The sequence below is a fragment of the Streptomyces sp. NPDC022910 genome (assembly GCF_055561075.1).
The window spans coordinates 20,222-34,202 of record NZ_JBVHHL010000073.1 but is presented as its reverse complement, the minus strand read 5'-3'; the positions used below and the strand labels follow the sequence as shown (position 1 = coordinate 34,202).

Here is a 13,981-nt window from a genome sequence, read left to right as displayed (position 1 = left end):
CAACCCCAGCACATCCGACGACGACACCCACTCACGCAACGGATACCGCGCCAACACCGCATCCACCTCCGGAGTCAACGCCGCCGCCAGACGGGACGCGGCCGGACGGCCGGTGTCGCGCAGTGCGTCCACCGCGGCGAGGAGCACGTGCTGCCCGCCCTCGGCCTTCGGGACGTCGGCTGCCGCGCGCTCGTACAGCCGTGCGCCCTCCTCGAGGACCAGCTCGGTGTCGATCCCCGCAGGGATCTTGATCTCCGCGTGGTGCCGCCAGGTGGTGACCGGATCGCCCCACGCCTCCACGGCGTAGGTCCACCGGCCCTCGCTCGGCACGGAGACGGTGGCGCCCCAACGGTCGGTGCCGGGGGCGAGTTCGCGCATCGGCGTCCACGGTCCGGGGCGGCCCTCCGGGTCCCTGAGGACCACATTGGCGGCGACGGCGTCGTGGCCCTCGCGGAAGACCGTGGCGGAGATCTCGAACTCCTCGCCCACCACCGCCTTGGCCGGGCGGCGGCCCTGGTGGACGAGGGGGCGCACGTCCAGTACGGGAATCCGTCCGAGAGTGGGACCGGTCGCCGGGCACTGGTGGGGACTTGGGCCCGCGGAGGGTGTCCGCGGGGTCGGGGGCACGGCGTCGGTCTTCCGTGCAGAGGATGTGCCGGTGCCGGTGCCGGTGCCGGTGCCGGCGCTGGTTGCTGTGGGTGCCGGTGAGTGGTGCGTCGGGGGCATGACCGCTCCTGTCCGCGTCAACGTGGGTGGGCGGATGAGGGTGCCGGAAGGCGGGGTTACCGGAGGAGCCTTCCCACCCTGTGCGGGTGGGTATTCCGGCACTTTGTTAACTACTCACGCGTATGTCTACCTTCAAGACCGGCCGCATCCGGAACAGCGAAAAGGACCGGCCCCGCCCGCTGGAGGGCGAGGCCGGTAAGGTTACGCGTGTCCGGTTAATTCTTGTTTACGCGTGTCCGGTCGACCGGGGTCAAGGATTGTCCACTTGCAGCAGCCTGTCGGGTGATCCGAGCCCCGCGCTCTTGACCTTCCCGAAGGCCGCCCGCCGGACGAGCGCCTGACTCACCTGCGCCGGTGTGGCCTTGGGATGTTTGGCCAGATAGAGCGCGGCCGCGCCCGTGGCGTGGGGGGTCGCCATCGAGGTACCGGAGAAGGTGGCTGTGCCCGTGTCGCTCGCGTACGAGTCCGAGGTGATCGCCACCCCCGGGGCGAACAGGTCGACGCTCTGGCCCCAGTTGGAGAAGCCCGCGCGGGCGTCCTTCCGGTCGACGGCGCCGACCGTGACGGCCTGAGTGACACGGGCCGGGGAGTACAGGCCGGCCGGGAGCCCGTCGTTGCCGGCAGCGACCGCGTAGGTGACGCCCGAGGCGATGGAGTTGCGTACGGCCGCGTCCAGCTGGGCGTTCGTGTAGCCGCCCAGGCTCAGGTTCGCCACGGCCGGCTTCCTGGCGTGCTTGGTCACCCAGTCGATGCCCGCGATGACCTGCGCGGTGGTGCCCGCGCCGTTGTTGTCCAGGACGCGCACGGCGACGACCTTCGCCTGCCTGGCGACCCCGTAGTGGGAACCCGCGACGGTTCCGGCCACGTGGGTGCCGTGCCCGTTGCCGTCGGCGGCGGTCCTGTCGTTGCCGACGAAGTCCCAGCCGTAGCTCGCCCGGCCGCCGAAGTCCTTGTGCGAGACGCGGATACCGGTGTCGATTACGTACGCCGTCACACCGGCACCCGCCGGTTCGGGCCAGGTGTAGCCCTTGTCGAGCGGCAGGTTCGGCTGGTCGATGCGGTCCAGGCCCCACGAGGGCGGGTCCTTCTGGAAGTTGTCCAGCGCGACCCTGGTGTCCTGGACCACCGAGGCCACGCGGGAGTCCGCCGCGAGGCGCCGGGCCTGCTGCACGTCGACCTTCACCGCGAATCCGTTGAGCGCGGTTCCGTAGGTGTGGCTGATTCTCGCCCCGTACTTCTCGGCGATGCCCTTGCCGGCGGCCGTCGACGCCTTCGTTCCCCCCGTGAGCGTGACGATGTAGCTTCCGCTGACGGCACCGGGCGCCCCGGCGCCCAGGACGATCCCCTCCGGAGCGGCCTGCGCGGGCAGACTGAGGGCCGAGAGCGCCGCGACCGTGGTGACCGCGGTGAGGCCGCCCGCCCAGCGCAGACGCGTGTTTCTCATCCGTGCCATGACTCGAGTTCCCCTCCTCGACTCGGCGTGACGCGGCCGCAGTTCGTCCATGCCCGGACTGCCCGGCGGCCGGTACGCCCGTGGGCAGCCTCTCGTGCGGTGTGAACCGCCACAAGGTCACCCAGGAGGGCGGAATCGGCCATATCGGCCATCGTTGGCATGTAAAGGTTGCGTTGTTTTTTGGGCGGGGTGTTGCCGGGGGTCAAGGGGGCTGAAACCAGCCCGTCCGGCGTTTGAGGACGAGGCCGTTCAGGCCGACAGCGGGGGCCGGGGGTGCAGCCCCCAGGGGCGGTCACGGTACCCCCGAGTGCGTACAAACCCGGCGGTAAGCCAACCCGGCAGCGTACCGTCGGGGGTGACACGCCGCGTACGTCCTCCGTGAAGGTGGAACTCGTGAAGGCCATCCGCAGGTTCACCGTACGTCCCGTCCTCCCCGAAGCCCTTCACCCGCTGAGCGATCTTGCGCGCAATCTGCGCTGGTCGTGGCATGCGGAGACCCGTGACCTCTTCCAGTCCGTCGACCCCGAGCGATGGGCCGCCTCCGATGGCGATCCGGTGCGGCTGCTCGGCAGCGTGCCCCCCGCCCGGCTCGCGGAGCTGGCCGAGGACCGTCGTTTCCTGCGCCGCCTCGCCGCGGCCACCGACGATCTGACCGACTATGTGAGCGGCGACCGCTGGTACCAGTCCCGCTCGTCCGACTCCGACCTCCCCGCCGCCGTCGCCTACTTCTCGCCCGAGTTCGGCATCACGGCGGCGCTGCCGCAGTACTCCGGCGGCCTCGGCATCCTCGCGGGCGACCATCTGAAGGCGGCCAGCGACCTCGGCGTCCCGCTGATCGGCGTGGGCCTGCTGTACCGGCACGGCTATTTCCGGCAGACCCTGTCGCGCGACGGCTGGCAGCAGGAGCACTATCCGGTGCTCGACCCGCACGAACTCCCCGTGGTGCCCCTGCGCGAGCCGGACGGCACTCCCGCCCAGGTCTCCCTCGGCCTGCCCGGCGGCCGCCGGCTCCAGGCCCGTATCTGGCTCGCGCAGGTGGGCCGGGTGCCCCTGCTCATGCTCGACTCGGACGTGGAGGAGAACGACCTCGGCGAGCGGGGCGTCACCGACCGGCTGTACGGCGGCGGCAGCGAGCACCGGCTGCTCCAGGAGATGCTGCTCGGCATCGGCGGGGTGCGCGCGGTGCGCACGTACTGCCGGCTGACCGGGCACCCCGAGCCCGAGGTGTTCCACACCAACGAGGGGCATGCGGGGTTCCTCGGTCTGGAACGGATCGCCGAGCTGTGCGACGCCGGGCTCGACTTCGACTCCGCCCTGGAGGCGGTGCGGGCCGGTACGGTCTTCACCACCCACACGCCCGTGCCGGCCGGCATCGACCGCTTCGACCGGGAGCTGGTCGCCCGCCACTTCGGCCCGGACGCGGAGCTGGAGCGGATCGAGGTGGAGCGGATCCTGCAGCTCGGGATGGAGACGTACCCGGGCGGCGAGCCGAACCTGTTCAACATGGCGGTGATGGGCCTCAGGCTCGGCCAGCGCGCCAACGGCGTGTCGCTGCTGCACGGAAACGTGAGCCGGGAGATGTTCTCGGGCCTGTGGCCGGGCTTCGACCCGGACGAGGTGCCGATCACCTCCGTGACGAACGGGGTGCACGCCCCGACCTGGGTCGCGCCCGAGGTGTTCCGTCTCGGCGCCCGGCAGATCGGCGCGGAACGCACCGAGGACGCCATGACGGTGGGCGGTCCCGAGCGCTGGGACACGATCGCGGAGATCGCCGACCAGGAGATCTGGGACCTGCGCCGGGTGCTGCGCGAGCAGCTGGTGCTGGAGGTGCGCGAGCGGCTGTACGCGTCCTGGCGGCAGCGCGGTGCGGGCACGGCCGAACTCGGCTGGATCGACGGCGTGCTGGACCCCGACGTCCTGACGATCGGCTTCGCCCGCCGGGTGCCGTCGTACAAGCGCCTGACGCTGATGCTGCGCGACCGTGACCGCCTGATGGAGCTGCTGCTGCACCCGGAGCGCCCGGTCCAGATCGTCGTGGCCGGGAAGGCCCACCCCGCGGACGACGGCGGAAAACGCCTGATCCAGGAGCTGGTCAGGTTCGCGGACGACCCGCGTGTGCGCCACCGCATCGTCTTCCTGCCTGACTACGGCATGGCGATGGCGCAGAAGCTGTACCCCGGCTGCGACGTATGGCTGAACAACCCCCTGCGCCCGCTGGAGGCCTGCGGGACGAGCGGCATGAAGGCGGCGCTCAACGGCTGCCTCAACCTCTCCGTCCTGGACGGCTGGTGGGACGAGTGGTTCCAGCCGGACTTCGGCTGGGCGATCCCCACCGCCGACGGCGCGGGGACCGACGAGGACCGGCGCGACGACCTGGAGGCCGCGGCGCTGTACGAGCTGCTGGAGCAGCGGGTGACGGCGCGCTTCTATGAGCGGGGCCAGGGCGGACTGCCGGACCGCTGGATCGAGATGGTCCGCCAGACCCTCATGAACCTGGGGCCCAAGGTGCTCGCCGGGCGGATGGTCCGCGAGTACGTGGAGCGCCTGTACACCCCGGCGGCCCATGCGCACCGGGCGATGACCCCGGACGCGGCGCGGCAGCTGGCGAGCTGGAAGGCGCGGGTGCGGGCGACCTGGCCGGGCGTCACGGTCGACCATGTCGAGACGTCGGCCGCGACGGCGACGGCGGAACTGGGCACGACGCTCTCGCTCCGGGTCCGCGTCGGCCTGGGTGACCTGGCCCCCGACGACGTGGAGGTCCAGGCGGTGTCGGGGCGCGTCGACGCGGACGACCGCATCACGGACGCGACGGCGACGGCACTGAAACCGGCGGGCCGACCGGATCCGGACGGCCGCTGGGTGTACGAGGGGCCTCTCTCGCTGGACCGCACCGGCCCCTACGGCTACACGGTCCGCATCCTGCCCTCCCATCGCCTGCTGGTGTCCGGCGCGGAACTGGGCCTGGTGGCGGTGCCGTCCCAGGAGTCGGTGGAGGCTGCGGGGGTGCTGATGCGCTGACGGGGCCGACGTCCGGGCGTGGCCGGCGGCCGGGCGGATGAGCTGGTGGAGACGGCGGATCGCCGGTGAGGTGACGGAGTGATTCTCGACAAAAAGGGCGCGAGGCTCCTGCTGCTGTGGGCGGTGGTGCACTGCCTGCTCGGCGGTGCGGCCGCCTCCGTCGTCGCGGTGCTGTACGCGCCGGTGCCGGACGTGCTCGCGGCACTTGCCGGACTCCTCCTCGGGACGGCGGCGACGGTCCACCTCTCCGGCCATCCCGACCTGGACCGGTGGGCCACCTTGCGGAGGCGTGCCGGTCTGAGGGTGCCGCGCGTCGGCGACTGGCATTACCTCCAGGTCAAACTCGCCGTCGTCGTGGTGTGGCTGGCGTCGGGGGCGACGGCTGTGGCGGTGGAGGTGCTGTAGGAGCGCGGCTCACTCCTCGTATCCCGCGCACAGGCGTCGCAACACGGCCCCGCACCGCCGCGCGTACGCGTGCTGAAAGCCCCGCGTCGCCGGGCCGCCCGCCTTCGCGTACCACTTGGCCGGGCGGCTGAAGGCCGTGATCGTCAGCCAGACCGTGCCGTCCCCGGTGCGGTCCACGACGAAGGCCTCCTCGCCGCACTCCGGGTGGCCCGGCAGCGTGCCGTACGCCCAGCCGGCGCGGCGATGTTCCTCGACCGTCCAGACCACCCGGCACGGGGCCTTGATGACACCGGCCAGGGTGATGGTGACGTCGACCCCTGGGGCGGCCCTGTCCTCGGCCGCCGAGACGCCGACGCCCATCGCCCGGTGCATCTCCCAGGTGAGGAGCGCCTCGGACGCCCGATGGAACACCTCCTGGCCCTCGCCGATCCGCGTGCGGACGTGCAGGGAATGGAAGCCCTCGGGGCAGTGACCGGCCTTGCGGGTCGCGCCGACATCCTCGTACGTGAAGTCCGCCAGTGACATGAGACCCCAGCGTAGGGTGGCCCCCGGCGTCGCCTTCCCGCCGGGGGCCACTGTGTCGCTCTCCGCGCACTAGCTGACGTTCACGGCGGACCAGGCGGCCGCCACCGCGTTGTACTCGGTGCTGCCGGAGCCGTAGAGGGCGGCCGCCGCCGAGAGTGTGCCCGTGCGGGCGGACTTGTAGTTGGTGGTCGACGTGAAGTACGTCGTCAGCGCCTTGTACCAGATCTGGAGCGCCTTGGCGCGGCCCATACCGGTGACCGTGGAGCCGTTGGACGTCGGGGAGTTGTAGGTGACCCCGTTGATCGTCTTCGAACCGCTGCCCTCCGAGAGCAGGTAGAAGAAGTGGTTCGCCACACCCGACGAGTAGTGCACGTCGAGGTTGCCGACGCTGGAGGACCAGTAGTCGGCGGAGCCGCCGTCCTTGCTGGGCTTGTCCATGTAGCGCAGCGGGGTGCCGTCGCCGTTGATGTCGATCTTCTCGCCGATCAGGTAGTCACCCACGTCGGACGAGTTGGCCGCGTAGAACTCCACACCGGTGCCGAAGATGTCCGAGGTGGCCTCGTTCAGGCCGCCGGACTCGCCGCTGTAGTTGAGGCCCGCGGTGTTGGAGGTGACGCCGTGGCTCATCTCGTGGCCGGCCACGTCCAGCGAGGTCAGCGGGTGGGTGTTCCCGGACCCGTCGCCGTACGTCATGCAGAAGCAGCTGTCGTCCCAGAACGCGTTGACGTACGCGTTGCCGTAGTGGACGCGGGAGTACGCGGCCTTGCCGTCGTTCTTGATGCCGCTGCGGCCGAAGGTGCTCTTGTAGAAGTCCCAGGTCAGCTGGGCGCCGTACGCGGCGTCGACGGCCGCGGTCTGGTCCGTGGTCGAGCTGGAGGCGGAGCCGGTGCCCCACGTGTCGTCGGCGTCGGTGAACAGGGTGCCGGTGGACGAGCTGCTGCTGTGCGCCTTGTTGTACGTCTTGTGGCCGCCGCGCGTGGTGTCGTACAGCTGGTAGGTCGAGCCCGACAGGGTGGTGTTGAGGCTGACCGTGCCCGAGTACAGGCTCTTGCCGGTGCCGGTCTCGACGCCCTGGTACTCGAAGAGCTTCTTGCCCGTGGCGGCGTCGGTGATGACGTGCAGCTCGTTCGGGGTGCCGTCGTCCTGGAGGCCGCCGACGACGGTTTCGTACGCGAGGACCGGCGTGCCGTTGCCCGCCCAGATCACCTTGCGCGGCGCGCTGTCGGCCGCGGTCTTCTCCGAGCCCGCCGACTGCGCGGCCGTCACGGCCTGCTTCTCGGCCTTGCCGGAGGTGATCTGCGGTTTCAGGGAGGCCACCTTGATGGCCGCCATCGTCGCCTTGGTCACGCCCTCGGTCCTGCCGGACTTCGACTCGTGGACGACCAGGTCGCCGCCGAGGACCGGAAGACCGGCGTAGGTGCGCTCGTAGCGGGTGTGGACCGTGCCGTCGACGTCCTTGACGACGTCCTTGACGACCAGCTTCTCCTTGGCGCCGAGGCCCATCTTCTGGGCCGTCTCGGGAGCGGCGGCCTCGGCCTTCTGGATGAGCGACGTGCGCGTGGCCGCGGACAGCTGGGTCGGGGCGGCGGCGAGGGGGGTACGGCCCACGGAGTCCGCCGGGGTCTGGGCGGAGGCGGCACCGGTGGTCAGACCGGTCGTGAGCAGGGCGCCCGCCGCGACGGCGGTGGCGATGGCCAGAGTGGTGCGCTTGTGACGCGCGTAGAGGGGAGTCACGCAAGCTCCTTCTGTGGGGGCGACCGCAGGGCGTGGGGTGGCCATGCGGAAGGTGTGAAGTTGCGGTGCGGGTGAGCCGTGCGGTGGAAGACTCGCATTAAGGGCGTGTACATGTCAGGAGGGGAAAGCGGCCTTGGCCGAAAATCGATCAGCGGGTGAACGGCGTCGTACGCCCTGCGCACTCCGGCACTGGTCAAGCACCGAAAAAGGCCGGTTCAGGGCGAGGTAAAGGGGGTGTCGTCCCGGGAGCGACTTCCCGGGACGGCACCCCCTCGTTGGGTCGCGGTCTACGGGAACGTCAGTTTCCATCCGTTGATCGTTCCGACGTCCTGCGCCGCCTGGTCCTGGACCCTCAACTTCCAGGTGCCGTTGGCGGTTTCGGAGGACGCGTTGACCGTGTAGGTGTCGGTCACGTTGTCCGCCGAGTCGGAGGAGCTGAAGTTCTTCAGCCGGTACGCGGTGCCCGACGGGCCGATCAGGTCGATCACCAGGTCGCCGCGCCAGGTGTGCGTGATGTTCGGGGTGACCTGGAGGTTGCTCGGAGCGTTGCCGGTCCGGCCGGTTACGGTGATCGACGAGGTGACCGCCGCCCCGTTGTCAGGAATCGATACCTTGGTCGAGCTCTCGTACGACGTACCGCCGCCCGTGCCGCCACCGGAGCGCGCCCCGACCGCGACCGCCGCCCACGCATCCTGCACCGCCTTGTACTCGGTGCTCGTCGTGCCGTACAGCTCACCCGCCGCCGCGAGCGTACCGGTGCGGGCCGCCGCGTAGTTGGTGGTCGAGGTGAACTTCGTGGTGAGCGCGCGATACCAGATCTGCAGTGCCTTGTCGCGGCCGATGCCGGTGACCGGAAGGCCGTCCGCAGTCGGCGAGTTGTAGCTCACGCCGTTGATGACCTTGGCGCCGCTGCCCTCGCTCAGCAGGTAGAAGAAGTGGTTCGCGGGACCCGACGAGTAGTGGACGTCGATCGACCCGATCCCCGAGTACCAGCTGTCCTTGGACGCGCCGTCCTTGCTGGGCTTGTCCATGTAGCGCAGCGGGGTGCCGTCGCCGTTGATGTCGATCTTCTCGCCGATCAGGTAGTCACCCACGTCGGACGAGTTGGCCGCGTAGAACTCCACACCGGTGCCGAAGATGTCCGAGGTGGCCTCGTTCAAGCCGCCGGATTCACCCGAGTAGTTCAGGCCCGCGGTGTTGGAGGTGACGCCGTGGCTCATCTCGTGGCCGGCCACGTCCAGCGAGGTCAGCGGGTCGGCGTTGCCCGACCCGTCGCCGTACGTCATGCAGAAGCAGCTGTCGTCCCAGAACGCGTTGACGTACGCGTTGCCGTAGTGGACCCGCGAGTAGGCCGCCTTGCCGTCGTTCTTGATGCCGCTGCGGCCGAAGGTGTTCTTGTAGAAGTCCCAGGTGGTCGCGGCTCCGTAGTGCGCGTCCGCGCCCGCGGTCGCGGCGTTCGAGGTGGTGCCGTTGCCCCACGTGTCGTTCGACTGCGAGAACAGCGTGCCGGTGCCGGACGTGCCGCGGTTGAGGTTGTACGTCTTGTGACCGCCGCGCGAACCGTCGTTCAGCGTGTACGTCGACCCCGACTGCGTGGTGGTCAGGGTGACCTGGCCGCTGTACTGGGTGTTGCCGATTCCGTTCCTGATGCCCTGGTAGCGGTACAGCTCCTTGCCGGTGGTGGCGTCGGTGACGACGTGCAGCTCGTTCGGGGTGCCGTCGTCCTGGAAACCGCCGATCACCGTTTCGTACGCCAGGACCGGCTTGCCGTCCGCCGCCCAGATCACCTTGCGGGGCGCGCGGTCGGCGTCGGTCTGCTTCGAGCCCGCCGCACGGGCGACGGACAGCGCCTGCTTCGCCGCCTTCGAGGCGGCTGTCGCGGGCGTGAGCGAGGCGACCTTGACGGTGGCCGGCGTGGCCTTGACGACCCGCTCGGTGCCGCCGGACTCGGCCGTGTCGACGACCAGGTCGCCGCCGAGGACGGGGAGGCCCGCGTAGGTGCGCTCGTAGCGCGTGTGGAGCGTGCCGTCCGCGTCCTTGACGACGTCACGGACGACCAGCTTCTCCTGGGCCCCGAGGCCTATCGCCTTGGCGGTGTCCGCCTTCGCCGCGTCGGCGTCGCGGATCAGCTCGGCGCGCTGCGAGGGGGAGAGCTTCACGGCGGCGTGGGCCGGGTTGATCTTCCCGGCGGCGGGCGCGGCCGGGGCGGCGCTTGCTGCGCCCGACTGGACGGCTGCGGCCAGCAGGGCGGAGACGCCGACGAGGGCGACGGCGGCGACACGACGGGTGGGGGTGTGGGAGGTGCGTCTGCGAGAGGAACTGCTTCTCAACACTGACTCCTTCTGCGTGGCCGCGGGTCGCGCGGCCAGGGGAGACCGGACGGATGGTCAGCCGTCCGGGCAGAACAAGGACGGAACGCGGAACCAGGTGCGTGAAGGTCACGGGCCACCGCACGGGGGTGCAGTTGTGGGGTTGCTGTGAAGTGGCCGTGGGAAGCGTGTCAGGGGACCGCGCTTTCTGTCAGGAGCGCGTCAAAAACTTGGCCGGAATTGGTTCGTTGCCCGGATGGTCATGTTCGGTATACGGATCCTTCAGGTGCGGGTCACGGGAGGTGAGGTAAGGGGAGGTTCCGGCGGGCGTTCGCCGTGCCACGTCCGCCACAGCGTCGCGTACGCCCCGTCGGCCGCCACCAGTTCGTCGTGCGTGCCGAGTTCGGTCAGGCGGCCGTCCTCCATCACGGCCACGCGGTCCGCGTCGTGCGCCGTGTGGAGGCGGTGCGCGATGGCGATGACGGTGCGGCCCTCGAGGACTGCGGCCAGGGCGCGCTCGGTGTGGCGGGCGGTGGTGGGGTCGAGAAGGGCTGTGGCCTCGTCGAGGACCAGGGTGTGCGGGTCGGCCAGCACCACCCGGGCGAGGGCGAGTTGCTGGGCCTGCGGGCCGTCCGTGCGGCAACCCGTCGAGCCCAGCTCGGTGTCGAGGCCGCCCGGCAGCTTCCGCACCCATGCGTCGGCGCCCACCGCGGCGAGGGCGGCCCACAGCTCCTCGTCCGTGGCGGACGGTTCGGCGATCCGCAGGTTCTCGCGGACCGAACCGAGGAAGACATGGTGCTCCTGGGTGACCAGGACGAGCTGGCGCCGCAACCGCTCCGGCCCGAGACCGGCGATCGGCACCCCGCCCACGGTCACCGATCCCGCGCTCGGCGCGTCGATGCCCGCCAGCAGTCTGCTCAACGTGGTCTTCCCGGCTCCGGAGGGGCCGACCACCGCCAGCCGCTCCCCGGGCCGCACGGTCAGGTCGACCCCGCGCAGCACCTCACCCCCGCGGTCGTAGGCGTAGCGCACGTCCGTCACGTCGATCCGGTCGTCCGCGGGGGCCGCGGACGCTTCCTCCCGCGCGGCGTGCGGGGCCCGGCCGAGCCCTTCCACCCGGGCGAAGGAGGCGCCGCTGCTCTGCAACTGCTCGACCCGCATCAGGATGTCGTCCAGCGGCGTGCTGAACTGCTGCAGGTAGACCGCGGCCGCCACCACCGACCCGAGGCTCATCGACCCGTGCGCGTGCAGCACTCCGCCGACCAGCAGCACCCCGGCCACGGGAAGCACGTACGACACCTCGACCACGGGAAAGAACACGGACCGCAGGTACAGCGTGTACAGGCGCCTGCGCCGGGAGGTCTCCAGGGCGTCGCGGCTGGTCGCGATCCGGCGTTCCTGGAGCCGGAACGCCTCGACCGTGCGCGCCCCGGACGCGGTCGCCGCGAGGATCTCCGCGACCTGGGAACCGGCATCGCCCTCCGCGAGGTAGCCGTCCCGTGCCCGGCGCAGATACCAGCGCAGCACGCACCAGATGGGGGCCAGGCAGAACACGCCGATGGCGCCGAGCAGCGGGTCCAACGCGAAGACCGCGCCGAGCAGGAACAGCGCCTGCGCGACGCTGATCAGCAGCTCGGGCCCGGCGTCGCGCAGCGTGGTGCCGACGGTGGCCACGTCGGCGGTGCCGCGCGCGGTCAGGTCACCGGTGCCGGCCCGCTCGACCACGGACGCGGGCAGTGCGAGGGCCCGGTCGACGAACTCCTCGCGCACCCGCGCCAGCGACCGCTCCCCGAAACGGTGCCCCACGTACCGGGCCCAGCGCGCCAGCAGCAGTTGTGCCAGCGAGCACAACAGGATGCCGAGCGTCATCCGGTCCACGGCCGCTACGCCGTCCCCGGCCCGGACCTCGTCGATGATCCGCCCGAGCAGCCACGGCCCGGCCAGCCCCGCACCGGCCGCCGCCGCGTTCAGGGCCAGCACGGCGGCGAAGGCCCGCCCATCGGCCCGCACCAGCCGTACGGCGGCCCGGCGCACGTCGACGGGCTCGGCGACGGGCAGTTGTCCCCGGCTCACCCCACGGCCTCCTCGGCAGCAGTTGTGTCGGTGTCCCGCGCCACCAGCGCCCGGTACCCCGGCTCCGTCTCCAGCAGCCGCTGATGACTCCCGGTGGCCGCGACCTTGCCGTCGACCAGGTAGTACACGGTGTCCGCCCGGTCGAGCACCAGCGGGGAAGTGGTGGTCACCACGGTCGTACGGCCCGCGCGGGCGTCCCGCAGCCGGTCCGCGACCGCCGCCTCGGTGTGCGCGTCGAGCGCCGAGGTGGGCTCGACGGCCAGCAGCACCTCCGGGTCGGCGAGCAGCGCCCGCACGAGCCGGACGCGCTGCCGCTGGCCTCCGGAGAGGTTGCGCCCCTGCGCGTCGATCGCCGAGCCCATCCCTTCCGGCAGGCCCTGCACGATGTCGTCGGCCACCGCCGCGTGCACCGCGCTCAGGACCGCCGCCTCGTCGATGTCCTCCGGCTCCCGGTGCCCGCCGACCAGTTCGCGCAGCGTCCCCGCGAACAGGTCGGCCTCGTTGTCGGCGACCAGGATCCGCGCCCGCACCCGCGGCAGCGGAATCTCCTCCAGCCGCACCCCACCCCAGGTCGCCTCCGACGGGACGTAGCGGCCCAGGCGGTCGACGACGGCCACGGCGTCCGCGGGCGACGCCCCGGTCAGCGCGGTCAGCCGACCCGGCAGCACCCGCACGCCGGACTCCGGGTCGTGCAGCACGGACGGTTCCGCGGGCGGATCACGCCTGCCGTCGTCGGGCTCCGGTTCCAGCCGCAGCAGCCGTACGACGCGGCGGGCGGCCACCACGCCCCGGCTGAGCTGGTAGCCGCATTCGATGAGAAACGCCACCGGACGCACCATCACGGCGACATACCCGTACACCGCAACCAACTCTCCCACCGTGATGGCGCCTTGGGCGGCCAGCCGGGCCGCCCGCCAGGTCACGACGGCGAGGAACAGTGTCGGCAGCCCCACCCCGAGCGCCTGCATCCAGCTGGTCACCGACCCGACCCGGTACCCCTGATCCCGCAGCCGCCGTGAGTCCCGGCGGAAGACATCCGCGAACAGCCCCTTGCCGCCGAGGCCGTTGAGGACGCGCAGCCCGCCCGCGAGGTCGCCGATCCGAGCGGTCAGCACGCCCTGCCGCTCCCGGTACTCCGCCTCCGTGCCCTGCAACCGCCCCATCAGCGGCCCGAGGATCAGAGCTGTCACCGGCACACCGAGCAACACGACCGCGGCGAGCTGCGCGGAGACCGACAGCAGAAGCCCGGCGACCACGCCGTAGGCGACGACCGCGCCGACGCCGGGGCCGACCACCGTCAGGGAGTTGCTGATCGTCTGCACGTCGCCCACGCCGATCGTGACCACCTCACCGGCCCCGGACCGCCGCGGCAGCGCGGCCCCCAGCCGGATCGCCTGCCCCACGACGACCTTGACCGTGCGGAAGTGGGCGTCCATCCGCACCCGGGTCATCACGCGGTGCCGCATGATGCTCAGCCAGGCGTTGAAGGCCCCGACCACGACCAGCGCGGCGGTCCACCCGGCGAGCGCGCCCATGTCGCCCGGCTGAAGGCCCTCGTCGATCGCACGGGCCATCAGATAGGGCGTCGCCGACAGCAGCACCATCCACACACTGCCGAGCAGCGCCCCCGCAACGGACCGCCACGGCTGCCGTGTCACCAGCCACCACAGATACCGCGGGCCGCCACGACAGTCGGGCGTCCCGGGGTCCTCGTAGGCGTCGATCATCTGCGCACGAT

At 71.3% G+C, this 13,981-nt stretch carries 9 protein-coding genes; 2 read left to right on the top strand and 7 right to left on the bottom strand.

What is annotated here, in order from left to right; genetic code table 11:
* On the bottom strand, positions 1-726 hold a 726-nt coding region (locus tag ACZ3TS_RS37710; RefSeq protein WP_467626491.1), incomplete at its 3' end, for a maltotransferase domain-containing protein.
* Between the two features lie 250 nt (positions 727-976).
* Positions 977-2,179: a S8 family peptidase gene (locus ACZ3TS_RS37705; protein WP_467626489.1), complete on the bottom strand. Its 1,203-nt coding sequence runs from the start codon at positions 2,177-2,179 to the stop codon at positions 977-979.
* Positions 2,180-2,572: 393 nt separating this feature from the next.
* On the opposite strand from ACZ3TS_RS37705, the gene ACZ3TS_RS37700 reads away from it, so the two are divergent.
* Together ACZ3TS_RS37700 and ACZ3TS_RS37695 are read left to right on the top strand one after the other, a co-directional pair.
* Entirely contained in the window at positions 2,573-5,197 is a 2,625-nt protein-coding gene (locus tag ACZ3TS_RS37700) for a glycosyltransferase family 1 protein (protein WP_467626487.1), read from the top strand.
* 78 nt (positions 5,198-5,275) lie between these two features.
* Positions 5,276-5,602 (top strand): hypothetical protein, encoded by a 327-nt coding sequence (locus ACZ3TS_RS37695; RefSeq protein ID WP_467626486.1) that lies wholly within the window; start codon positions 5,276-5,278, stop codon positions 5,600-5,602.
* 9 nt (positions 5,603-5,611) lie between these two features.
* Here ACZ3TS_RS37695 and ACZ3TS_RS37690 read toward each other — a convergent pair whose 3' ends face one another.
* From ACZ3TS_RS37690 to ACZ3TS_RS37670, 5 genes are all read right to left on the bottom strand, one after another.
* On the bottom strand, positions 5,612-6,127 hold the full coding sequence (locus ACZ3TS_RS37690) for a DUF1990 family protein (RefSeq protein WP_467626484.1): 516 nt from the start codon (positions 6,125-6,127) through the stop codon (positions 5,612-5,614).
* 69 nt (positions 6,128-6,196) lie between these two features.
* The gene (locus ACZ3TS_RS37685; RefSeq protein ID WP_467626482.1) at positions 6,197-7,861 is read right to left on the bottom strand and encodes a M4 family metallopeptidase; all 1,665 of its coding nucleotides are present in this window, start codon (positions 7,859-7,861) and stop codon (positions 6,197-6,199) included.
* A gap of 287 nt (positions 7,862-8,148) precedes the next feature.
* Positions 8,149-10,191 carry a M4 family metallopeptidase gene (locus ACZ3TS_RS37680; RefSeq protein WP_467626481.1) on the bottom strand — a complete coding sequence of 681 codons (2,043 nt, stop codon included), beginning with the start codon at positions 10,189-10,191 and terminating at the stop codon, positions 8,149-8,151.
* 261 nt (positions 10,192-10,452) lie between these two features.
* Complete coding sequence (locus ACZ3TS_RS37675; RefSeq protein ID WP_467626480.1) at positions 10,453-12,243, bottom strand: ABC transporter ATP-binding protein; 1,791 nt, start codon at positions 12,241-12,243, stop codon at positions 10,453-10,455.
* Positions 12,240-13,970, bottom strand: coding sequence for an ABC transporter ATP-binding protein (locus ACZ3TS_RS37670; RefSeq protein WP_467626479.1), 1,731 nt, complete (start codon positions 13,968-13,970; stop codon positions 12,240-12,242). Before ACZ3TS_RS37670 ends, ACZ3TS_RS37675 begins: the two co-directional genes overlap by 4 nt.
* Positions 13,971-13,981: the final 11 nt, after the last annotated feature.

Excerpts from the sequence above, each read along its gene's own strand:
- ACZ3TS_RS37670 (WP_467626479.1), bottom strand. The coding sequence starts at position 13,970 with ATGATCGACGCCTACGAGGACCCCGGGACGCCCGACTGTCGTGGCGGC.
- ACZ3TS_RS37705 (WP_467626489.1), bottom strand. The coding sequence starts at position 2,179 with ATGGCACGGATGAGAAACACGCGTCTGCGCTGGGCGGGCGGCCTCACC.
- ACZ3TS_RS37690 (WP_467626484.1), bottom strand. The coding sequence starts at position 6,127 with ATGTCACTGGCGGACTTCACGTACGAGGATGTCGGCGCGACCCGCAAG.